The sequence below is a fragment of the Devosia sp. J2-20 genome, assembly GCF_055808475.1.
In genome coordinates, this window is the sequence record NZ_CM147870.1 from 477,732 (window position 1) to 498,172 (window position 20,441).

A 20,441-nucleotide genomic window follows, 5' to 3' on the forward strand; every position below is an offset into this window, starting at 1 on the left:
CGCGGCCGGTTTTCCTCCGGACCGCTCCGCCTCTTTGCTTCGTGCTGAGGGGGAACATCGCCAATATATGGATTTATGGGCTGATCCGCAATGGCAATATGGGCTTTGCCCACTGGCTGATGGGCTAATTGGCGGCGCCGAAGGGCGTCAGCAGCACCAGTTTGCCCAGATGGTTGCGCCCCTCCATGGCACGGTGTGCCGCCGCAGCGTCCGCGATAGGGAAGCAGGTGACTCTGGGCCGGACGAAATCGGGTCGGGCCAGAGCCGGCAGCAAGTGGGTGCGGATGTGGTCGGCAATGGCGGCTTTGGTGCCGGCGGTCTGCGGGCGCAGGGTAGAGCCCGATAGTGTCAGCTGCTTGGCCATAATGGTGCGCAGGGGGATTTCGGCGCTGGCGCCGTCCAGTGTCGAAACCTGCACGATGTGCCCCCCGCGGGCGGAGGCTGTGATATTGGTGATCGCCATGGCCCCGCCGATAATATCAAGCACGCGGTCGACGCCGGCGCCATCGGTCAGCGCGAGCGCCCGAGCGGCAATGTCTTCTGTCTTGTAGTTGATGGTGGCATGAGCACCGAGCGCTCTGGCGTAAGCGGCTTTTTCGCCGGATGACACCACGGCAATCGCCTTGGCGCCCAAAATGCAGGCAATCTGGATGGCCGCGCCGCCGATGCCGCCAGCGGCGCCATGGATCAGAACATTCATGCCGGCCGTGAGCCCGGCGCGCATCACCAAAGTCTGGGTCACGGTGAACCAGGTTTCGGGTAAAGCGGCAGCGTCAGCCAGGCTCCAGCCATCGGGTACCGGCAGGACCTGACCGGCGGGGACAGCGACGAAATCGGCGTAACCGCCGCCATTGGTCAGCGCCATCACCCGATCGCCAAGCTGCCAGCCCGTCACGGCGGCCCCGATACCGATAATTTCGCCGGAGACTTCGAGGCCGGGCAGGGGCGAGGCACCGGGTGGGGGATCATAATGGCCGCGCCGCTGCGCCAGGTCGGGGCCGTTGACCCCGGCGGCGGCCACGCGGACCAGCACATCGCCGGGGCCGCTTTCGGGCATGGGCCAGGGCTGGCGGACAAGAACATCAGGATCACCGGGGCGGGTGATGGCGACAGCTTGATTGGTTTCGGAAATGCTCATGGACGCATGCTGAGCGAACTGGGCTTGCTCGGCAAGCCTGTCACGATAAGCTGAGCAATCGTAGTGCAGGAGGCCGCGATGGACGAAGACGCAATCAACACGCCCAAGACGCATGAGGTCGGCATGCCGATCGAGACGATGTCGGTTGAGGAACTGCAGGGGCGCATTAGCCTGCTGGAGAGCGAAATCGTTCGGCTACGGGTCGCCATCGAGGCACGTGGTGAAACCCGTCAGGCGGCAGAGTCGATCTTCAAGTTCTAGAGACTGAGATGCAGGGCAGGCCCGGATCGGGCCGCTGGTCCGGGCCGTGGCTGCCCTGCGGCAGGCGTGCCGGGGACAGGTTCGATCGGCGTTGTTGCTGTTGGCGTCTGGGTGGGGTGACCGCCATCAGACTCATCAACAGACCAGTGGCGGCTCCGGGGGACAGGCTGGTCATGATCGATCTCCAAATCGGCAGGGACGTTGACGACAGCACAGCAGAGCCAGGCTGCACGCTATCGGAATCACCCGTTCATTTTCAATTCATCCAGTGCCTTCCGCTGCGCGCCAAGTGAACAGGCCGGCAAGCGACAGGGTTAAGAAATCGACTCCTGTTAACGCGCAATTAACCGGTTCGCGCTAACCTCTCATTATTCAGATTGTTCTGGATTTTTCAGAGTGGTTTCTCCCTCTGTTTGACGCCTCCCTGTTAACTTCGAGAGCGGCTCACCCCGCTCTTTTTCTTTTCTGGCGTCTGTTGCTCATCCTGTTGCCTTCGTCTTAAAGCTCCTTTCATGCTCATAGTGCCTGATAGGGCGACGCGTTGGGCTTATGCCCAAGGCGTGTGTGCGTGCGCGAGTGAGGAGACAGTCAATTGGCAGATGCGAGTGAAACGGGATCAGCCATTGCGATTGGCCCACGGATCGTGGCCGCGGGCGGGTTCGACCTGCTCTACCGAGAAGGCATGTCACTGATCGAGGAAGTGGCGGGTTATCTTGATGGCGAAGGCCGCAATGACAGCCGGATCCTGAGCCGCGAAGCTTCGTTCGTTTACGCAACGGAATCGATGCGCCTGACGACGCGGTTGATGCAGCTGGCCTCCTGGTTGCTTCTGCAGCGTGCGGTCAATGAGGGCGAGATCACCAAGGAAAACGCCCGCTCTGAAAAGAGAAGGTGAAGTTCTCGGCAACACCGTCCGAGCGCGGTGGCCCCGGCTATGACCAATTGCCGGGCACGCTGCGCGACTACATCGACAAGGGTGACCGGCTGTTCGACCGGGTCATGCAGTTCGATACGCTGGAGCGCGGCAAGGTGAGCGAACTTGATCCGGGCACTGCAAATGGCATTGCCGACCAGTTGGCGCGGCTCAAAGCAGCGTTCGGGCGGGCCTGAGGCCTAGCCTGTCAATCCATCCAGACCTTCAGCTGTCCGTGACAGCTCGATCTCTATTATCTCATAGCGCGCGACAGCTTCTGTCACGAAGGGGTCCTGGGCAAGATAGGCCTCAATGGCTGCGCGATCACCCTTGGCCAGAATCAGTCCGCCAGTGCGCGGTACCTTGCGGCCTGAAGCGAGAAACCAACCCTTGTCATAGCCGGCATTGACCCAGTCGACATGGGCGGCCATGACCGCGTCGGCCCGTTCAAGAGAAGCGATATAGGTCAGTGACAGGATCAGCATGGCGGCGCCTAGTGAGGAAAAAGGACAATAAAAAACCCGGCGCGAATGGCCGGGCTTTTCAATTCTGTCAGAGGCTGGATTAGATGCCCAAGCCCTTGAAACGCTCCTTGAAGCGCGAAACGCGGCCGCCGCGGTCGAGCAGCTGGCCCGTACCACCGGTCCAAGCCGGATGGGTCTTGGGATCGATATCGAGCTGCAGCGTGTCGCCTTCTTTGCCGTAGGTCGAACGCGTCTGGTATTTGGTGCCGTCGGTCATGACCACGTTGATGACGTGGTAGTCCGGATGAGTATCAGCCTTCATCGTATTCGCCTCAAATCAAACGGGCGCCGCAGCGCCCGGAGAGCATCTAGAACTGGTGTTGGGCGCTTCATACAGAAACCCCGCTCAATCTGCAAGGGCGTGGGCGCGGCAATTTCGCGCCGGACAAAGCGGTTGTCGGAGCAGGCCCCAGTGCCTATATCGGTGCCACAGCGTGGCCCGGAAATTCTGGACCCATCTCTCAAGAGTGGCGTAACCGAGCGATGACAGACCAAGCCGTCCCCGTCCAGACCGATTCCAACAAGAGTGAAAATCAGCCCAAGGCGGCGCCGCGCAAGCTGCAGCCGCTGCGCAGAGCTGGTGCCGTTTATCCTGAAATATCCGGTACGGCTGTCACTGACCGTATTGTTCCTGCTGCTCTCGGCGGTGTCTTCACTGTCGATCCCGGCGGTGCTGGGTGGGGCGATTGACGAGGGCTTTATCCAGCAGAATCTGGAGAACGTGGCACGCTATGGCTGGCTGATCGTGGGTATTGCCGCGGTTATGGCCCTGGCAAGCGGCGCACGGTTCTACTTTATCTCGGTGATTGGCGAACGCGTGTTGGCCGATCTGCGGCAGGCTGTGTTCGTGCATCTGCTGCGGCTCGACGCGCGCTATTTCGATACCAATCGGGTCGGTGAACTGACCAGCCGGCTCAACGGCGATGTTGCGGTGATCCGCAATGCGGTGGGCTCGAGCTTCTCGCTGGCCCTGCGCTCCATGGTGACCATTATCGGTGCGCTGGTGATGATGTTCCTCACCAGCCCGGTGCTGACGCTGGCGGTGGTGATTGCGGCGCCGGCCCTGCTGCTGCCGCTGATTGCCTATTCGCGCCGGCTGCGCGGCATGTCGCGCCGCACGCAGGACGCGCTGGCTGATCTGTCGGCCATGGCCACAGAGATGCTGGGCGCAACCCGCACCGTCAAATCCTTCACCCAGGAAAACGCGCAATCGGCGATCTATGACGCGCGTAGCGAAGACAGCTATCAGGCCGAGATCAAGCGCCTGGGTGCCCGCTCGGTGCTGGTTGGTCTGGTGATCTTTCTGGGTACCTCGGCTGTGGTGTTCCTTGTTTGGTGGGGTGCCCGTTCGGTGTTTGCCGGCACCGTGACTGCAGGCCAACTCACCCAGTTTCTGGTCTATGCGCTGATGGCATCGGGCGCGCTGACCAATGTCAGCGAAGTGCTGGGCATTTTGCAGACTGTTGCAGGCGCCACTGAGCGGTTGACGGAAATCCTCGATACCGAGGCGACGATTACCGATCCGGCCAATCCAGTTGCGTTGCCAAGCCCTGCTCTGGGCACGGTGGATTTTGATCATGTCGATTTCGGCTATCAGACCAGCGGCTTTGAACGGGTGCTCAGCGATGTGAGTTTTTCGGTCGGGGCAGGTGAGACCGTCGCGCTGGTGGGCCCGTCGGGCTCGGGCAAATCGACCACGCTGTCGCTGTTGCAGCGCTTTTATGATGTAAACGCCGGCACCATTCGCGTCGACGGAATCGATATTCGCGATGTGCGGCTGCAGGAGTTGCGGCAGCGTTTTGCCTATGTCGAGCAGGAGCCGACCATCTTTGCGGGGACGATCGCGGACAATATCCGCTTCGGCAAACCCGAGGCGAGCCACGCCGATGTTGAGGCAGCGGCCAAGGCTGCATTGGTGCATGATTTCGTGATGGAATTGCCGCTGGGTTATGACGCCATTGTCGGCGAACGTGGCGTGATGCTGTCTGGCGGGCAGAAGCAGCGTCTGGCGATTGCGCGCGCGATTCTGAAGAACGCACCGATCCTGCTGCTGGATGAAGCCACCAGCGCGCTGGATGCGCAGAGCGAGCAGCTAGTGCAGAAGGCGCTGGAGCATCTGATGCAGGGGCGCACCACGCTGGTAATTGCGCACCGTCTGGCAACGATCCGCGATGCCGACAAGATCCTGGTGCTTGATGCGGGCCGCATCATCGACCAGGGGACCCATGACCAGCTGGTGACCAAAGGCGGCCGCTATGCCGAATTGGCCAAACTGCAGTTCCGGCTTGAAGACATCCCCGCCTGACCGGGGTCAGCCCTCGGTCAGCTTGAACTCGATGCGACGATTGCGGCGATAGGCATCGTCGTTCTCACCGGGGTCGAGTGGGGTGAACTCGCCAAAGCCAGCGGCAACCAGCCGGTTGGGCGAGACGCCCTTGCTGACCAGATACTGCGCCACCGAGATGGCCCGGGCTGCCGAGAGTTCCCAGTTCGAAGGGAAGCGGGCATTGCTGATCGGACGGCTGTCGGTATGGCCATCAATGCGCAGCACCCAGTTGATGTCGGCGGGGATTTCGGTTTCCAGCTGGAGAATGGCGTCAGCCAGGGCATCAAGGTCGGGCAGGCCCTCGGACTGCACATCGGCCTGGCCGGCTTCGAACAGCACTTCGGACTGGAACACGAAGCGATCGCCGACGACGCGCACATCGGCGCGGCCTTCCAGAATTTGCCGCAGGCGGCCAAAGAAATCGGAGCGGTAACGGGTCAGGTCCTGAACGCGCTGCGCCAGGGCTACGTTGAGACGGCGCCCGAGATCGGCAATCTGGGTGCGCGACTGGACGTCACGCGCCTCTGAGGCCTCCAGAGCCATCTCCAGAGCGCCAATCTGGGTGCGCAAGGCGGCCAGTTGCTGGTTCAGCAGTGCAACCTGGGCATTGGCCTCGTTGGACAGCTCCTGGGCCGCCAGCAAATCACCCTGCAGACCGGCAATGGTATCGTCCTTGCCATCAATGCCCGCGCCGATGCCGGCGAGCTGATTGCTCAGGCTGGTGTTTTCGGCCTGGGCGCTGCCCAGCGTGGCGGTCAGATTGGCAATCTGGCTGGTCAGATCATCGGAATTGGCGCGTTCGAGCTGCAGCAGATCGGTGAGCTCGGCGATCTGGCTGTTGAGCCGGGCCAGGGCCGTATCGCGCCCCTGGATCTCCTGACCCAGAAAGAACTGGGTCAGCATGAACAGGCTGAGCATGAAGATAATGACCAGCAGCAGGCTGGACAGGGCGTCAACGAAGCCGGGCCAGTAATTGGCCTCGATGCGCCGACGCGAACGGGCTCCCGGCATGGACCTAGTTCCGCCGCTCGTTGTCGAGACTGGGTCAGCACGGCGTCAATCAGTTCGCGCAGCTTGCGATTGGTTTCGCCCTGCTCGTCGATATGCTTGCGCAGATCATCCTGCTCGGTGCGCATGTGTTTGACCAGACCATCGATACCGCGTGCCAGTTCGGCCATGGCGCGAATGGCGTTCTGGCTGGAGTTCTGGTTCTGCATGGAGCTGCCAAGCTTGTCGAACATGGCCTGCATTTCGGGGCCGCCGGCATTGGCCTGCATGGCGCTGACCGGGTGATCAAGCTCGGTCATGGAGGTCATCCAGTCTTCGAGGTCGGTATAAAAGGCGTTCTGCGCCTGGCTGGTCTGCAGGTCGAGAAAACCCAGCACAAGCGAGCCGGCCAGACCAAACAGGGAGGACGAAAAGGCGGTGCCCATGCCGGCCAGCGGGGCCGTCAGCCCGTCCTTGAGGTTGGAAAACAGGGCCGCAGAGATCGCCCGCGGTCACATCGAGCTGATTGATGACGCCTGCTACCGAGGTCACGGTCTGCAGCAGACCGTAAAACGTACCCATCAGGCCCAGGAAAACCAGCAGGCCGGTCAGATAGCGCGAGGTGTCCTTGGCTTCGTCGAGACGATTGCCGACGCTGTCGAGAATGGAGCGCATCGAGGAGGGGGTAATCACCGCCTCGCCGATCCGCTCACGCAGAATGCCGGCAACAGGCGCCAGAAGGATGGGCGCGCGCACATTGGTTGAGGTGCCGTCCTGAAGCGAATTGACCCACTTCACTTCGGGAAACAATCTGGCAACCTGCCGAATGCTCAGGAAGATGCCGATCGCCAGGGCAAAGAAGATCATCGAGTTGATGAACGGGTTGGCCCAGAAAAAGGTGGTGATGGTGGTGAACAGGATCGCACCGACCAGAACCACCAACACCAGAAAGATCAGAATCTTGATGAGGTAAACAGTGGGACTGGCGAGGTGATAGGGATCGTAGCCTTGCGTCATCTATGCCTAAACCTTGCCCAGCCCGCAAATCAGTTGGTGCAAGATTAGTCAGAGCTGCCGGATGGGGCAATGACAAAGGTCAAAGCGATCGCGGGTGTGAACGCGGCGCCATGATGGATGCCGCCGCGTTGAGCCAATCCTACTGGATGGGCTTGAGTTCCTTGAGCAGCAAAGGCTGCAGGATTTCGTTGCCGGCCACGATCTGACCGTTCCAGACCGAACCGGTGGTGCCAGCGTAATCGCTGACGAAGCCACCGGCTTCCTTGACCATGAGCATGCCGGGCGCGACATCCCAGGGCGCCAGACCGGCTTCCCAGAGGGCGTCGTAACGGCCGGCAGCGAGCCAGGCCATGTCCATGGCGATCGAGCCGGAACGGCGAATGCCGGCGACAGCGGGGTTGATATGGCCCAGCTGGCGCAGCTGGAGCGCGTCATTGGCCGTGCCCTGGGTCTTGATGCCGGTGCACACGACAGCGTCCGAGAGGCTGCGACGACCGGCAACGCGCAGGCGCTTGCGGTCATTGAGCCAGGTGCCGCCGCCCTTTTCGGCCGTGTAGAGCTCATCCATGATCGGGTTGTAGATCACCGATGCCACGATCTCGTTGGCGCGCTCGAGCGCAATGGCAACGCCAAACAGCGGGATCGAGTGCAGGAAATTGGTGGTGCCATCAAGCGGGTCGATGATCCAGCGATGCTGGCCATCGGTGCCGGCCACTTCGCCACCCTCTTCCATCAGGAAGGCATAGGTGGGACGTGCCTTTTGCAGTTCACCAAAGATGATCTGCTCGGCCCGCAGGTCGGCCTTGGAAACAAAGTCTGCCGGTCCCTTGCGGGATACCTGCAGGTTTTCGACTTCATTGAAGTCCTTGGTCAGTGATTTGCCGGCCTTGATAGCCGCGCTCACCATGACATTGAGGATAGCTGAACGTGCCATTGTCAGTCCGCCCGACGCAAATAGGTGGTTTCGGTGGTGTCGACGACGATGCGTTCGCCAACGGCGATAAAGGGCGGCACCATGACCTTGAGGCCATTGCCAACCTTGGCAGGCTTGAACTGGTTGGAGGCGGTCTGACCCTTGGTAACGGGATCGGCCTCGATCACTTCAAGCACAACATTGGGTGGGAAGCGCACGCCCAAAGGGGTGTCCTCGTGCATTTCCAGGGTAATCTTCATGCCATCGGACAGGAAAGCGGCGCGCTCGCCGACGAAATCCTTGGCCAGCTCGACCTGCTCGTAGCTCAGCTGATCCATGAACACCAAGCTGTCGCCCTGCTCATAGAGATAGGTGAAGTCACGGAATTCGAGTTCGACCTGCTCGACGGTCTCGGCGGAGCGGAAACGCTCGTTGAGCTTGGTGCCGGTCAGGATGGCTTTGAGCTCAACCTGCGCATAGGCGCCGCCCTTGCCGGGCTTGACGTGATCGACCTTGACGGCGACCCAGAGACGGTCCTGGATGTTGAGGACGAAGCCGGGGCGAATTTCATTGCCGTTGATCTTGGCCATGCGGATGGTGCTTTCGGTGCGCAAACTGTTGGTGCGGGCCACGCGCGCCGGATGCGGCTGGCCGAAGGTTGATTGAGCTGATGGGCGTGGCGGGCTTATTGCCCCAGAACGCGGGTGGGTTCAAGGGTTTTGCGGTTCGGTGGGCTGGGCCGGTTCTGACGCGCTAGCCTCTGGGGCGGTGTCACTCGGCGCTGGGGGCGTCTGTTCTGGCGGTTGGGTGACGCTGGGAACTTCGAAAATGGTCTCGATCTTTGGCACGGTTGCTGGCTCAAGCGGCCAGAAGCGGGCGCGCTCCTCGGCTTTGGCAAGATCCTCGGCGGGGATAGACACCAGCAGCCGGTCCAGCGAGGGATCGCTGAGGCCCTGACGCCGCGCTAGGGCGCGCCACATGGCGGCCTCCTGCAAATCAAGCGGCACGCCCTCGCCGACAGCGAGAAGCTTGGCATAGCGATTCTGAGCCACGGCATTACCGGCCTCTGCAGCCCTGGCATACCAGGCGACGGCGGCCTCGATATCCTGGTCGATACCCTGCCCCATATAGAGCAGGGTGGCATAATCGATCTGGGCGGCGGTGAGGTTCTGCTCGGCAGCCAGTTCGATATAGCGGGCGCCCTTGACCGGGTCGGGTGGCATGCCGGCGCCTTCGATCAGCATGGTGCCGTAATCGTACTGCGCTTCGGGCAGTTCGGCTTCGGCAGCCTCAAGCATCAGGGCCGCGGCGGTGGACAGGCTGGGCGAGGCGTAAACACCCTCGATATGGAGCAGGGCCATATTGTATTTGGCTGGCACATAGCCTGCCTGGGCAGCCTTGTTGAACAGGTCAGCGGCACGGGCGCGGTTCTTGGGCACGCCGATGCCTTCCTGATAGAGCAGGGCCAATTCGAACGTGGCAAGCACATCGCCGTTATTGGCGGCCAGCTGATACCAGCCTGCGGCGCGCTGATCGTTCTGGGCTACACCGAGGCCCTTGGCATAGATTTCGGCGATAAGGGTTTGCGCGGCCGCATCGCCCTGTTCGGCGCGGGGCAGGGCAAATTCAAGCGCGGTCAGGAAATAGCCGCGCTGAAAGGCACCGAAGGCCAGATCGGTCGGCACGCGCGGGCCAAAGATCTGGTCGCTGATGCGTTCGGCGGGCCCTTCCTGCATCGCATCAGTTGTTGTGGCGGCTTCCTGGGCCGTTGCCGGTGCGGCGGCGAGCAGCGCCAGCAGGCTTGCAGCGATCAGCCAAGGCAGGGTCATGCCGCGCCCAATGCATCAACGATGGCGGCGGTGGCGGCCACGGGATCCGCTGCCGACCAGATGGAGGTGGACAGAGCAAGAAATTCGGCGCCGCGCGTGTCGGTAGTGGGCGACGCGGCCGGATCGCTCAGGACCGCCGGAATTTCAAAGGTCGTGGCCCACCATTCAGCCAGGTCGGCGGCATTGGTGTCGCTGGCGCCGGCGAGCGGACCGAAGAACACGTAGTCGACGTTCATTTCGCCAACGGTCATGGCATCGTGTCGGGTTGCCAGGTTGCCCGCGCCCACGATCATGGATGGCTTGATGGCCGCAATCGCGGCCTTGAGGGCCACTGGCCCTTCAGTGACATGCACACCATCGGCACCAATCTTTTTGGCCAGCGCCGTGTCATTTTCGACCAGCACAGCGCAGCCCGCGGCTTGGCCCATGGCGACCAGTTCGGTTGCCAGTTTGGCATAGGCGGCGTCATCCAGCGATCCGCGCTGCACCAGCAGAGCAGAGAAGGTGGCGGCGTTCAGAACTGCGGCCACTGTCGCGGATGCCGTGTGCAGATCGGCAGTGGCTGGGGTGATCAGATACAGCTGGGGTGCCATGGGTTCTCAATACTCGACGCTAGAAGCCTCTTCATGATGGGCCATTTTGGCAATAAAGAGGACGCCCCTCCAATAGGGGAAGGCAAACCTGGGCGCAAAGAAAATGCGCGCCCCCGGGAGGAGGACGCGCATCAGTTGTGACGTTGGGACGTCAGGTAGATCTTATGCGGCGCGGTCGACTTCGCCCGTCCAGGTGCCCAGGGCGGCCAGCGAATTCATATGGGCGCGATGGGAGAAGGCGACCTGCGCGGCCGGGAAGTTCTCCCGGCGACCTGCCCATGTGCGCAACGCGACATTCTGCAGGGCACGACCATAGGAGAAGGTCATTGGCCAGGGCTTGCCAGCGATCTGGTTCATGGCCGAGAGATGCGCAGTTGCCTCTTCATCGGTCTGACCGCCGGAGAGGAAGGCGATACCGGGCACTGCGGCGGGAACATGCTCACGCAGCACAGCTACGGTGCGACGGGCCACTTCCTCGACCGTTGGCCGATCGCGCGAATTGATGCCGGGCAGGACCATGTTGGGCTTGAGCAGCATGCCGCCCAGATCAACACCAGCCAGACGCAATTCCTTGAAGGTGGCTTCGAGCACGTCGCCGGTGACCGATGCGCAGCGCTCCATGGAGTGATTGCCTGGATCACCATCGCCGACGACTTCGGGTTCGACCACTGGCACGATGCCGGCTTCCTGACACAGGATGGCATAGCGGGCCAGCACGTGGGCATTGGCGCGGATATTGTTGCGGGTGGGGGCCACGTCATTGATGGTGATTACGGCACGCCATTTGGCAAAGCCGGCACCGTGTTCTGCATAGCGCACAAGACGCTGACGCAGGCCATCAAGGCCTTCGGTGATCTTTTCGTTGTGATCGCCGGGCATGGGGAAGGCGCCGCGGTCGACCTTGATGCCGGGAATGACGTCTGCATCGGCCAGAATGGCGCGGAACGCGGTGCCATCAGCGGCGGACTGCTCTAGCGTTTCCTCGGTCAGGATGACACCGGAAATGTACTTGGTCATCGCTTCGGTCGAGCGGAACAGCATTTCGCGATAATCGCGGCGCAGATCGAGCGAGTTGGGCAGATTGATCTTGGCAAAGCGCTTGGCGATGGTGCCTTCGGATTCGTCGGCAGCAAGGATGCCCTTGCCGGGCTCCATCAGTTTCTGGGCAATGGCATTAAGCGACTTCGTCACGGCAAAACCTCAAGCGTTAGAATTGCCGGCAGATTAGACTTTCGTCACCGTTCCCGCGATTATACCTGTGGTTATGCGACGAAAGTCCAATCTTGTATGGTAGAGTGCCCTGCAGGGTTTGACCGGCGCGACAAAGGCGCTAGTGTTTGCATCCAACAGCCTTCGGATGCGTTGCGCATCGTAACCCCAAATCATCATGGATCAGTTCAATGAGCACTTCGCCCCTCATGACGTTTAATGACGGCCGCACTATCCCCCAGCTGGGGCTGGGCGTGTGGAAAACCCCCAATGATACGGCTGCCAGCACGGTGCAGACTGCCCTTGATGCTGGCTATCGCCACATCGACACCGCCGCGGTCTATGAGAACGAAGATGGTGTGGGCGATGGCCTGGCACAGGCCAGCGTGGCGCGTGAGGACATCTTTTTGACCACCAAGCTGTGGAACGAGGCGCAGGGGTTCGATTCCACGCTCAAGGCGATGGACGAGAGCCTCAAGCGGCTCAAGACCGACTATGTCGATCTCTACCTCATCCACTGGCCCTCGCCGTGGCGCGAAAAGTATGTCGATACCTGGAAGGCTCTGGTGCAATTGCAAAAGGACGGCAAGGCGCGCTCGATCGGGGTATCCAATTTTGGTCCAGAGCATCTTGAGCGTATTATTGGCGAAACGGGCGTGGTGCCGGCGCTGAACCAGATCGAGCTGCATCCGCGCTTTCAGCAGCACGCCTGGACCAAGGCCAATGCGGATCACGGCATTCTGACCGAAGCCTGGAGCCCATTGGGGCAGGGCAAGTTCCTGGATAATCCGGTGATTGGCGAGATCGCCAAAAAGCATGGCAAATCTGCAGCGCAGGTGATCATCCGCTGGCACATTGATGGCAACCGCATCGTCATTCCAAAGTCGGTGACGCCCAGCCGGATCGTGGACAATATTGCGGTGTTCGATTTCGCGCTGGATGCTGATGATCTGGCAAAGATCGCCGCGCTGGATAGCGCCGATGGTCGGCTGGGTTCTGACCCCGCGACAGCGTCGTTCTAGGGTCTGGCAACCGTTCAAAAGAAAAGGCCGTCACCCTTGGGGTGGCGGCCCTTTTTGTTGTGGTGGGCAGCGGTGCCTACTTCTTGAGGGCATCCACGCCTGGCAGAGGTTTGCCTTCCATCCATTCCAGGAAGGCGCCACCAGCAGTCGAAACGTAAGTGAAGGCGTCTTTGACGCCGGCATGGGCGAGAGCGGAGACGGTATCGCCGCCGCCAGCCACCGAGATCAGCTTGCCATCATGGGTGCGCTTGGCAACGTGCTTGGCAATCGCCACGGTGCCGGCATCAAACGGGTTCATTTCAAACGCGCCCATCGGGCCGTTCCACACCACCGTGTGGGCGTCGTCGATGGCGCCGATAATGCGCTCAATCGAGGAGGGGCCGATGTCGAGCATCATGGCGTCGTTGTCCATGGCATCGACGCCGTAAAGACGTGTGGGGGTATCGGCCTTGAAGTGCCAGGCCATGACCGCATCAATCGGCAGGATGATGGCGCAGCCACTATCAATGGCCTTGTCCATGATGCGCAGGGCGGTTTCCTTGAGATCCTTTTCGCAGAGCGACTTGCCCACACCATAGCCCTGAGCGTGCAGGAAGGTATTGGCCATGCCGCCGCCGATTACCAGGCCATCGACCTTGGTGACGAGGTTTTCCAGCAGGTCGATCTTTGAGGAGACCTTGGCGCCGCCAACAATGGCGACCACGGGCTTTTTGGGTTTGCCGAGGCCAGCTTCGAGCGCTTCGAGCTCTGCCTGCATGGCCAGACCGGCAGCGGCCGGAAGCAGGTGCGCGATCGCGGCGGTCGAGGCATGGGCGCGATGGGCGGCCGAGAAGGCGTCATTGACATAGACGTCACCCAGGCTGGCCATGCGCTTGGCCAGCTCAACGTCATTGGCTTCTTCGCCGGGATGAAAGCGGGTGTTTTCCATGACCAGGACCGAACCGACCGGAGCGTCTTCAATGGCCTTGATAGCGTCGCTGACATCGTTCCAGTCGGTTGGCACGAAGCCGACGGGGTGGCCGGTCTGGTCGGCCACAGCAGAGCAAACCTGCTCCAGCGAGAAGTCGGGATCGACCTTGCCCTTGGGGCGGCCGAAATGGCTGAGCAGGATGGCCTTGCCGTCGTGCCGCACGATTTCGCGGATCGTGGGGATCAAACGTTCAATGCGCGTGGCGTCGGTCACCTTGCCATCGGCCATGGGCACGTTGAGATCGGCGCGGAGCAGGACGCGTTTATTGTTGAGATCGAGCTCGTCGAGGGTTTTGAAAGTCGCGCTCATGGATCGGGCCTCCCGGTCATAATATCAGCGGTGGCGTAGCAGAGCGCCGCGAGAGGGGGAAGGCAAGGCAGATAAAAAACTGCAGTCCTCAGGCGGCGGGCAGCATCATGCGCAATGCATAACCGGCAAAAAATAGCGGCAATCCGAGCAGGGTCACACAGATCAGGCGAGCCAGATCATCGACAAGCACATGGCGGGCAAATCCATCGCTGGGCCAAGCCGTACGTCCGACGCGTCGTCGGATGATGCGGTCGCGGCGCAGCACATAGAGCGCTGTCAGGGCGGGTGGGAGGAGCAATAGCGTGGCCTGACCGAGCAGACCGATCAACAGAGAGGCCATGGGCAGGCTGGCGAAAATGCGCGGCATGATGTGGAACAAGACGACTGCCTCCACCTGATTTTCCCAGAGCATAGAGGATTCTCGGGTCTCTGACCGGTGACAGATGCGTGATGGGCAAATCGCGCTTGACCCGGCCCCCGGGGCTGGCCTGATAAGAAGGACGGTCAACCCATGCAGAGGTCAATCGTGTCACCCTCCAAGCGCTATCTCAAATCTTCCGATGCTGCCCGCCAGCTGGGCGTTTCGGCCAAGGCATTGCGGCTTTACGAACAGCGTGGCCTGGTGACGCCAGACCGCACTGCAGCGGGGTGGCGCAGCTATGGCCCCGAGGGCATGGTCAGGGCTGCCGAAATCGTCGCGCTACGGGCATTTGGGCTCAGTCTGAGCGAGATCGAAAGAGTGCTGAGCGGCGACCCGCGTGATCTGGAGCCAGCACTAGGCGCGCATCAGGCCGCGTTGGAGTCGCGCCTGCGCGAAATCGGTGGCGCGATAGGTAGGGTGCGCGAGTTGCGGGCCGACCTGCTGCAGGGCAAAGCACCAGAGATGGCGGAGCTGTCGCGGCTGATTGGGCCGCAGGATGTGCCCATGATTGGATTTGATCTGCCCTGGCCCTGGGGTGGCGAACGGTTTGAGCTGCGGACAAAGGCCCGGCTAACCTACATCATCGGACCGCTGGGGAGTGGCAAGACCAAGCTGGCCATGCGGCTGGCAGAAGCGCTCGAGGATGCTGAGTTTGTTGATCTGACACGCCTAGAAGACGGCGGCGTTGTCGCGCAAGCGCGGCTCAGCGCAGACGCCACATTGCGCAAACGAGTCGACGCTGCGCTTGGCTGGCTCATTGAGGATGATGCCACCGTGTCGCCGGCGCTTGAGGCCCTGTTGGTCGGCTTGTTGGGTTCGGGCGCCAAAACGGTTGTCGTCGACATGGTTGAAGATGGTCTCGATCACGCTACACAGCAGGCGGTGATCGCCTATCTGCGGCGGGCAAGTGACCTGCCAAAGCTGTTTCTGATGACGCGATCGAGCGCCATACTCGATCTGGCTGCCATGCCTTCGGACGAGGCAATTCTGTTCTGTCCCGCCAATCACAGTCCACCCACACTGGTCGCGCCTTATCCGGGCGCGCCCGGATTTGAAGCGGTGGCCAGTTGCCTTGCAAGCCCTGAAGTGCGCGCGAGAACCGCAGGGGTAGTGGTCAGACGCGTGGTGTTTTGATGGTCTGCGTGCCCCGCAGAGCCGCCAACGCCCAGACACGGGCCGCCTAGCCGACGCGGGTGAACAGGCCGGGATAGTCGAGGACCAGACCGTCGTCATCGACCTTGATCACCCGCTCAAAGCTACCGTCAGCTGCCTGATAGCGGAAATGGCTATCATCGAGCCTGGTGTAGATCTGCTCGTGGCGGCGCACGCTCATGGTGTCGACCTTGATCCAAGCCATGGTGAAGCGTTGGGGCTGGTCGATGACCCAGTCGCAGCGCCACAGGGGCAGGGAATTGGTCAGTGGGCTGGCCGAAATGTCGATATCGATGCAGCCCGCCAGATCGGGGAGTGGTTCGGCCCGATCATCGCTCCAGTGGCCTGCGCCATCGCTAAACAATTCAAGCAACGCGCCATCGGTGCGTTCGAGTCGCGCATGGCGAATTTCACCACTCGGCTCCAGCTTGAGCCGGTAGAACAGCCCGTAATCGGGGGTGATCACCGTGCTGCGGATGCGGGTGTCGCGGGCGCTGGAGATGATCCGGCAATGCTCGAGACCTTCGGGATCAAGCGCGCGCCAGCGTATGGTTCGATCAAGGCTCATGGCTGACTCGAAAGAGATGCGTGCAACCATCTTCGCCATTGCGGTGGAGCCTGGCAATCGGGCGCATGAAAAAGGGCGCCCCGATGGAACGCCCTTCGAAGTCCAATGTTCGACGCCGGAGCCTAGAGAGTCTTGGCCATCGCCACGGCGGTGTCGGCCATGCGGTTGGAGAAGCCCCATTCATTGTCGTACCAGCTCAGGATCGAGGCGAAATTGCCGCCCATCACCTTGGTCTGATCGAAAGCCAGGGTCGAAGAATGGCTGTCGTGATTGAAGTCGATTGAGACATTTGGCTGGGTGGTGAAGCCCAGAATGCCCTTGAGATCGCCTTCTGCGTATTTCTGAATAGCAGCGTTGATTTCTTCGGCGGTCACATCGCGCTTGGTGATGAACTTGAAATCGACGCAGGACACGTTCGGGGTGGGAACGCGGATCGAGACGCCATCCAGCTTGCCCTTGAGCTCGGGCAGCACCAGACCAATGGCCTTGGCAGCGCCGGTCGAGGTCGGGATCTGGCTCAGGGCAGCAGCGCGGCCGCGATAGAGATCCTTGTGCATGGTGTCGAGCGTGGGCTGGTCACCGGTATAGGAGTGGATGGTGGTCATCATGCCACGCTCGATGCCGAATTCCTTGTGCAGGACATAGGCAACGGGGGCTAGGCAGTTGGTGGTGCACGACGCATTGGAGACCACGATGTGGTCCTTGGTCAGCTGGTCGTGGTTGATGCCGTAAACCACGGTCAGGTCTGCACCGTCGCCAGGAGCAGAGATCAGCACCTTCTTGGCACCAGCCTTGAGGTGGGCGCTGGCCTTTTCCTTGGAGTTGAAAATGCCGGTGCATTCAAGGGCGATATCAACGCGCAAGTCGGCGTGTGGCAGCTCGGCGGGATCGCGCACCGCGGTCACCTTGATAGGGCCGCGACCAACGTCGATGGTGTCGCCATCGACAGTGACGGTGCCGTTATAGCGGCCGTGCACGCTGTCAAAGCGGAACAGATGGGCATTGGTTTCGACCGGGCCCAGATCATTGATGGCCACGACTTCGATGTCGGTGCGGCCAGATTCCATGATGGCGCGGAGGACGTTGCGGCCGATACGACCAAAACCATTAATGGCGACGCGGACTGCCATGAGAAAACGCTCCTTGGGAGGGGTTAGGAGAAGGGAGGCGGGGCTGTCTTACAACTGTGCCGTGACAGCATCAACAATGGCTTTGGCCGTAATACCAAAGTGTTCATAGAGCTCGTCGATCGGGCCGGATGCGCCGAAGCCATGCATGCCCACGAAGCGACCATTGTCGCCGAGCAGCTTGTTCCAGCTCATTTCGGTGCCCGCTTCGATGGCAACGCGCGCCTTCGCATTGCCGATGATCTCGGCGCGGTAGGCGTCGGACTGCTTGGCGAACAGCTCCATGGACGGCACCGAAACGACGCGGGCGCTGATGCCGTTGTCGGCCAGGGCCTTCATGCCGTCGAGCGCGATGGTGACTTCCGAACCGGTGGCGAAGATCACCGCCTGGGCATCGAGATCGCCTGCCAGGGTATAGGCACCCTTGGCCGACAGGTTCTCGGCAGTGTGTTCGGTGCGCACGGTCGGCAGACCCTGACGTGACAGCGCCAGAATGGATGGCGCGCTGTCGCTTTCCATGGCGAGCTGCCAGCATTCGGCAGTTTCCACCGCGTCGGCCGGACGGAAGACCAGCAGGTTCGGAATGGCGCGCAGGGCGGACATGTGTTCGACGGGCTGATGGGTTGGGCCGTCTTCGCCCAGACCGATGGAGTCATGGGTCATCACATAGATGACGCGCTGGTGCATCAGGGCCGAGAGGCGGATTGCCGGGCGGGCATAATCGGTAAAGCACATGAAGGTGCCGCCATAGGGGATCAGACCGCCATGCAGGGCGATGCCGTTCATGGCCGCGGCCATACCCTGTTCGCGAATGCCGTACATCATGTAGCGGCCAGCATAATTGTCAGCCTGGAAAGGCAGGGTTTCCTTGGTGTTGGTCAGGTTCGAGCCTGTGAGGTCGGCGGAGCCGCCCTGGGTCTCGGGAACGATAGCGTTGATCACTTCAAGCGCCATCTGGCTGGCCTTGCGGCTGGCGACCTTTGGCTTGTCGGCGCTGAGCTGCTTCTTGTAGTCGTTCATCGCATTGGCGAAGCCAGCTGGCAGTTCGCCTGCCATGCGTCGCTCGAACTCTGCCTTGTTGGCCGATGCGCCCAGACGTGAGGTCCACTCGCCCCGGATGTTCTGGCTGCGACGACCGGCGGCACGCCAAGCTTCGAGCGTCTCGGCTGGGACCTCAAATGCAGGATAGGTGATGCCCAGTGCAGCCTTGGCACCGGCCAGTTCCTCGGCGCCGAGCGGAGAACCGTGTACCTTGTTGGTGCCGGCCTTTTTCGGTGCGCCAAAACCGATGGTGGTCTTGGCCGCAATCAGGGTGGGCTTGTCGGATTTCTTGGAATCAAGCAGCGCCTTTTCGATGGCGTCCTGATCGTGGCCGTCGATCTCAATCGTGTTCCAGCCCGATGCCTTGAAGCGGGCGATCTGGTCGGTGCTGTCGGAATTGGAGACGGCGCCATCAATGGTGATGTCGTTATTGTCCCAGATCACGGTGAGCTTGTTGAGCTTGAGGTGCCCCGCAAAGGCGATGGCTTCCTGGGAGATGCCTTCCATCAGGCAGCCGTCGCCGGCCAGGCACCATGTGTGGTGATCGACAAGGTCGGCGCCGAACTCGGCAGCCAGCTTGGCTTCGGCAATCGCCATGCCGACCGCATTGCCAACGCCCTGACCGAGCGGGCCGGTGGTGGTCTCGATGCCTTCGGCATAACCGTATTCAGGATGGCCAGCGGTCTTGGAGCCGAGCTGACGGAAATTCTTGATCTGATCGATGGTCATGTCCTGGTAGCCCAGGAGGTAAAGCGATGCGTAGAGCAGCATCGAGCCATGACCGGCCGAAAGCACGAAGCGGTCGCGGTCAGCCCATTTGCTGTCAGCGGGATCGAACTTCATGACCTTGGTGAAGAGTGTGGTTGCGATGTCCGCACAACCCATGGGCAGGCCGGGATGGCCGGAATTGGCTTTTTCGACCGCGTCCATTGCAAGGGAACGGATCGCGTTGGCCAGATCATTCTGCTGGGCTGTATTCGTCATCAGAGCGTGCGCTTTCTTTGGGACTGAAATCTGGGGAGAAGAGGTACCGAAAGCCTCCTCCCAAAGGCGGGTTCGAGGCATAACAGGTTGGGATTGCCTGTCAATGACAACGCATGCTCCCACATCGTAGCGCTGGTTGCATTGCGGCGTATGCTGGGGCAGGCTGGCAGCGCCGGAATCGCCGCGCATTGAGGACCGTAGCAGCAATGAGTGACACGGAACTTCAAGACGGTTTGACTGCTGCCAGCGCGCGGTTTGATCGCGCATTGGCGCGATTGGACCAGTCTGTTCAGGAACTGGGCACACGGATGCGCCAGCACAATCGCATGGAAGTCGATACCCAGCGGCTGGTGCATGAGCGCGCCCGGCTGGCCACCGAACTGGATAAATCGGCGGCGCGGGCCAAGCGTCTGGATGACAGCGCCCATGATGTTTCGCGTCGCCTTGTTGAGGCGATGGAGACGGTGCGCTCAGTGCTGGCCAAGGCGGAGTAGCGGTATGCCTGAAGTCAATGTCGAGATTAACGGCCGTAAGTATCGGATGGCCTGTGAAGAAGGCCAGCAAAAGCACCTGATCGGTCTGGCCGAGCGTTTTGACGCTCATGTCGAGCAACTCAAGGGCGCGGTAGGCGAGATCGGCGATACGCGGCTGACCGTGATGGCGGGCATTGCCGTGGTTGATGAACTGGCCGAGGCAGAGCGCAGGATCAAGGCTCTGGAATCAGAGGTTGTAGTGCTAACCCGGGCTGGCCAGGAAGTGGCCGCTGAAATCGAGGCGCTCGAAGAAAAGTTTGCCGGAAAGCTGGATGATGCCGCCAAGGCGCTCGAGGGCGTGGCAAGCGTGCTGGACGACACCGCGCCCGTACCGCAGGGCTGAACGACCTGGGATTTGACCGTGTGATCACACATGGGTGGGAAGCGATTGTCGGGGCTTTGCACACGACAATGAAGCGCCTATATCTGCATCGCTGCCCGGTACGTGTGGAAACCAATATCCTCGGGGCCTTATCGATCTTAAGGGAGCTGTCCCTGACCGGACCCGTGGGTCCGGACATACGGTGCCCACCTACGTAAAGTAGGTTCCGGGATCGCGTATCCCACGGCCAGGGTGGCACCTGAATTCTAGAATAGGCTACGG

At 61.3% G+C, this 20,441-nt stretch carries 22 protein-coding genes, 1 other RNA gene and 1 pseudogene; 8 read left to right on the top strand and 16 right to left on the bottom strand.

Features of this window, described 5'->3' with window-relative positions; all coding sequences use genetic code 11:
* Window positions 1–124: 124 nt before the first annotated feature.
* Complete coding sequence (locus tag AC0L37_RS02335) at window positions 125–1,138, bottom strand: NAD(P)H-quinone oxidoreductase (protein WP_282222103.1); 1,014 nt, start codon at window positions 1,136–1,138, stop codon at window positions 125–127.
* A gap of 78 nt (window positions 1,139–1,216) precedes the next feature.
* Between AC0L37_RS02335 and AC0L37_RS02340 the strand changes: the two genes are divergently transcribed.
* Both AC0L37_RS02340 and AC0L37_RS02345 read left to right on the top strand, forming a co-directional pair.
* Window positions 1,217–1,399, top strand: a complete 183-nt coding sequence (locus AC0L37_RS02340) for a DUF1192 domain-containing protein (protein WP_212656858.1) — start codon at window positions 1,217–1,219, stop codon at window positions 1,397–1,399.
* A gap of 682 nt (window positions 1,400–2,081) precedes the next feature.
* A pseudogene (locus AC0L37_RS02345) lies at window positions 2,082–2,509 on the top strand (DUF1465 family protein).
* Between the two features lie 3 nt (window positions 2,510–2,512).
* Here AC0L37_RS02345 and AC0L37_RS02350 read toward each other — a convergent pair.
* Together AC0L37_RS02350 and rpmE are read right to left on the bottom strand one after the other, a co-directional pair.
* Complete coding sequence (locus AC0L37_RS02350) at window positions 2,513–2,797, bottom strand: YciI family protein (protein ID WP_282222102.1); 285 nt, start codon at window positions 2,795–2,797, stop codon at window positions 2,513–2,515.
* Window positions 2,798–2,876: 79 nt separating this feature from the next.
* Window positions 2,877–3,098 carry a 50S ribosomal protein L31 gene (gene rpmE / locus AC0L37_RS02355; RefSeq protein WP_212656860.1) on the bottom strand — a complete coding sequence of 74 codons (222 nt, stop codon included), beginning with the start codon at window positions 3,096–3,098 and terminating at the stop codon, window positions 2,877–2,879.
* 318 nt (window positions 3,099–3,416) lie between these two features.
* Here rpmE and AC0L37_RS02360 point away from each other — a divergent pair, with 318 nt between their 5' ends.
* A complete protein-coding gene (locus AC0L37_RS02360; RefSeq protein WP_473314108.1) occupies window positions 3,417–5,141 on the top strand; it encodes an ABC transporter transmembrane domain-containing protein in 1,725 nt (574 codons plus the stop codon).
* 6 nt (window positions 5,142–5,147) lie between these two features.
* Here AC0L37_RS02360 and AC0L37_RS02365 read toward each other — a convergent pair whose 3' ends face one another.
* The 8 genes from AC0L37_RS02365 to AC0L37_RS02400 all read right to left on the bottom strand — a co-directional run bounded on the left by AC0L37_RS02365 (window position 5,148) and on the right by AC0L37_RS02400 (window position 11,692).
* The gene (locus AC0L37_RS02365) at window positions 5,148–6,173 is read right to left on the bottom strand and encodes a peptidoglycan -binding protein (RefSeq protein WP_212656862.1); all 1,026 of its coding nucleotides are present in this window, start codon (window positions 6,171–6,173) and stop codon (window positions 5,148–5,150) included.
* A complete protein-coding gene (locus AC0L37_RS02370; RefSeq protein WP_473314111.1) occupies window positions 6,059–6,469 on the bottom strand; it encodes a hypothetical protein in 411 nt (136 codons plus the stop codon). The genes AC0L37_RS02365 and AC0L37_RS02370 overlap by 115 nt, the downstream gene beginning before the upstream one ends.
* Window positions 6,456–7,166, bottom strand: a complete 711-nt coding sequence (locus tag AC0L37_RS02375) for a hypothetical protein (RefSeq protein ID WP_473314113.1) — start codon at window positions 7,164–7,166, stop codon at window positions 6,456–6,458. The genes AC0L37_RS02370 and AC0L37_RS02375 overlap by 14 nt, the downstream gene beginning before the upstream one ends.
* 139 nt (window positions 7,167–7,305) lie before the next feature.
* Complete coding sequence (locus AC0L37_RS02380) at window positions 7,306–8,100, bottom strand: inositol monophosphatase family protein (protein WP_212656864.1); 795 nt, start codon at window positions 8,098–8,100, stop codon at window positions 7,306–7,308.
* 2 nt (window positions 8,101–8,102) lie between these two features.
* Window positions 8,103–8,669 carry an elongation factor P gene (efp, locus tag AC0L37_RS02385; RefSeq protein WP_269370406.1) on the bottom strand — a complete coding sequence of 189 codons (567 nt, stop codon included), beginning with the start codon at window positions 8,667–8,669 and terminating at the stop codon, window positions 8,103–8,105.
* A gap of 120 nt (window positions 8,670–8,789) precedes the next feature.
* Complete coding sequence (locus AC0L37_RS02390; protein WP_282222099.1) at window positions 8,790–9,908, bottom strand: tetratricopeptide repeat protein; 1,119 nt, start codon at window positions 9,906–9,908, stop codon at window positions 8,790–8,792.
* Complete coding sequence (locus AC0L37_RS02395) at window positions 9,905–10,501, bottom strand: thiamine phosphate synthase (protein ID WP_269370214.1); 597 nt, start codon at window positions 10,499–10,501, stop codon at window positions 9,905–9,907. Before AC0L37_RS02395 ends, AC0L37_RS02390 begins: the two co-directional genes overlap by 4 nt.
* A 162-nt stretch (window positions 10,502–10,663) precedes the next feature.
* A complete protein-coding gene (locus tag AC0L37_RS02400; RefSeq protein WP_269370216.1) occupies window positions 10,664–11,692 on the bottom strand; it encodes a class I fructose-bisphosphate aldolase in 1,029 nt (342 codons plus the stop codon).
* Between the two features lie 209 nt (window positions 11,693–11,901).
* On the opposite strand from AC0L37_RS02400, the gene AC0L37_RS02405 reads away from it, so the two are divergent.
* A complete protein-coding gene (locus AC0L37_RS02405; RefSeq protein WP_269370218.1) occupies window positions 11,902–12,732 on the top strand; it encodes an aldo/keto reductase in 831 nt (276 codons plus the stop codon).
* Window positions 12,733–12,808: 76 nt separating this feature from the next.
* Here AC0L37_RS02405 and AC0L37_RS02410 read toward each other — a convergent pair whose 3' ends face one another.
* Both AC0L37_RS02410 and AC0L37_RS02415 read right to left on the bottom strand, forming a co-directional pair.
* Window positions 12,809–14,011, bottom strand: coding sequence for a phosphoglycerate kinase (locus AC0L37_RS02410; RefSeq protein WP_282222098.1), 1,203 nt, complete (start codon window positions 14,009–14,011; stop codon window positions 12,809–12,811).
* Window positions 14,012–14,099: 88 nt separating this feature from the next.
* Complete coding sequence (locus AC0L37_RS02415; RefSeq protein WP_269370220.1) at window positions 14,100–14,423, bottom strand: hypothetical protein; 324 nt, start codon at window positions 14,421–14,423, stop codon at window positions 14,100–14,102.
* A gap of 114 nt (window positions 14,424–14,537) precedes the next feature.
* On the opposite strand from AC0L37_RS02415, the gene AC0L37_RS02420 reads away from it, so the two are divergent.
* Window positions 14,538–15,566 carry a MerR family transcriptional regulator gene (locus AC0L37_RS02420; protein ID WP_473314119.1) on the top strand — a complete coding sequence of 343 codons (1,029 nt, stop codon included), beginning with the start codon at window positions 14,538–14,540 and terminating at the stop codon, window positions 15,564–15,566.
* Window positions 15,567–15,612: 46 nt separating this feature from the next.
* On the opposite strand, the gene AC0L37_RS02425 is transcribed toward AC0L37_RS02420, so the two are convergent.
* The 3 genes from AC0L37_RS02425 to tkt all read right to left on the bottom strand — a co-directional run bounded on the left by AC0L37_RS02425 (window position 15,613) and on the right by tkt (window position 19,304).
* Complete coding sequence (locus AC0L37_RS02425) at window positions 15,613–16,152, bottom strand: putative glycolipid-binding domain-containing protein (RefSeq protein WP_282222096.1); 540 nt, start codon at window positions 16,150–16,152, stop codon at window positions 15,613–15,615.
* Window positions 16,153–16,274: 122 nt separating this feature from the next.
* Entirely contained in the window at window positions 16,275–17,282 is a 1,008-nt protein-coding gene (gene gap, locus AC0L37_RS02430; protein WP_282222095.1) for a type I glyceraldehyde-3-phosphate dehydrogenase, read from the bottom strand.
* A gap of 48 nt (window positions 17,283–17,330) precedes the next feature.
* Entirely contained in the window at window positions 17,331–19,304 is a 1,974-nt protein-coding gene (gene tkt, locus AC0L37_RS02435) for a transketolase (RefSeq protein ID WP_212656873.1), read from the bottom strand.
* Between the two features lie 206 nt (window positions 19,305–19,510).
* Between tkt and AC0L37_RS02440 the strand changes: the two genes are divergently transcribed.
* The 3 genes from AC0L37_RS02440 to ssrS all read left to right on the top strand — a co-directional run bounded on the left by AC0L37_RS02440 (window position 19,511) and on the right by ssrS (window position 20,422).
* Window positions 19,511–19,798 carry a DUF4164 family protein gene (locus AC0L37_RS02440; RefSeq protein ID WP_212656874.1) on the top strand — a complete coding sequence of 96 codons (288 nt, stop codon included), beginning with the start codon at window positions 19,511–19,513 and terminating at the stop codon, window positions 19,796–19,798.
* Between the two features lie 4 nt (window positions 19,799–19,802).
* Window positions 19,803–20,180, top strand: a complete 378-nt coding sequence (locus AC0L37_RS02445) for a cell division protein ZapA (protein ID WP_212656875.1) — start codon at window positions 19,803–19,805, stop codon at window positions 20,178–20,180.
* A gap of 85 nt (window positions 20,181–20,265) precedes the next feature.
* A non-coding RNA gene (gene ssrS / locus AC0L37_RS02450) (6S RNA) lies at window positions 20,266–20,422 on the top strand.
* Window positions 20,423–20,441: the final 19 nt, after the last annotated feature.

Coding starts and splice junctions, on each gene's coding strand:
- AC0L37_RS02425 (WP_282222096.1), bottom strand. CDS start 16,152: ATGAGCCTTGATCGAACCATACGCTGGCGCGCGCTTGATCCCGAAGGT.
- efp (WP_269370406.1), bottom strand. CDS start 8,669: ATGGCCAAGATCAACGGCAATGAAATTCGCCCCGGCTTCGTCCTCAAC.
- rpmE (WP_212656860.1), bottom strand. CDS start 3,098: ATGAAGGCTGATACTCATCCGGACTACCACGTCATCAACGTGGTCATG.
- gap (WP_282222095.1), bottom strand. CDS start 17,282: ATGGCAGTCCGCGTCGCCATTAATGGTTTTGGTCGTATCGGCCGCAAC.
- AC0L37_RS02380 (WP_212656864.1), bottom strand. CDS start 8,100: ATGGCACGTTCAGCTATCCTCAATGTCATGGTGAGCGCGGCTATCAAG.
- AC0L37_RS02340 (WP_212656858.1), top strand. CDS start 1,217: ATGGACGAAGACGCAATCAACACGCCCAAGACGCATGAGGTCGGCATG.
- tkt (WP_212656873.1), bottom strand. CDS start 19,304: ATGACGAATACAGCCCAGCAGAATGATCTGGCCAACGCGATCCGTTCC.
- AC0L37_RS02335 (WP_282222103.1), bottom strand. CDS start 1,138: ATGAGCATTTCCGAAACCAATCAAGCTGTCGCCATCACCCGCCCCGGT.
- AC0L37_RS02440 (WP_212656874.1), top strand. CDS start 19,511: ATGAGTGACACGGAACTTCAAGACGGTTTGACTGCTGCCAGCGCGCGG.
- AC0L37_RS02365 (WP_212656862.1), bottom strand. CDS start 6,173: ATGCCGGGAGCCCGTTCGCGTCGGCGCATCGAGGCCAATTACTGGCCC.
- AC0L37_RS02405 (WP_269370218.1), top strand. CDS start 11,902: ATGAGCACTTCGCCCCTCATGACGTTTAATGACGGCCGCACTATCCCC.
- AC0L37_RS02375 (WP_473314113.1), bottom strand. CDS start 7,166: ATGACGCAAGGCTACGATCCCTATCACCTCGCCAGTCCCACTGTTTAC.
- AC0L37_RS02410 (WP_282222098.1), bottom strand. CDS start 14,011: ATGAGCGCGACTTTCAAAACCCTCGACGAGCTCGATCTCAACAATAAA.
- AC0L37_RS02415 (WP_269370220.1), bottom strand. CDS start 14,423: ATGCTCTGGGAAAATCAGGTGGAGGCAGTCGTCTTGTTCCACATCATG.
- AC0L37_RS02370 (WP_473314111.1), bottom strand. CDS start 6,469: ATGACCGAGCTTGATCACCCGGTCAGCGCCATGCAGGCCAATGCCGGC.
- AC0L37_RS02390 (WP_282222099.1), bottom strand. CDS start 9,908: ATGACCCTGCCTTGGCTGATCGCTGCAAGCCTGCTGGCGCTGCTCGCC.
- AC0L37_RS02445 (WP_212656875.1), top strand. CDS start 19,803: ATGCCTGAAGTCAATGTCGAGATTAACGGCCGTAAGTATCGGATGGCC.
- AC0L37_RS02350 (WP_282222102.1), bottom strand. CDS start 2,797: ATGCTGATCCTGTCACTGACCTATATCGCTTCTCTTGAACGGGCCGAC.
- AC0L37_RS02395 (WP_269370214.1), bottom strand. CDS start 10,501: ATGGCACCCCAGCTGTATCTGATCACCCCAGCCACTGCCGATCTGCAC.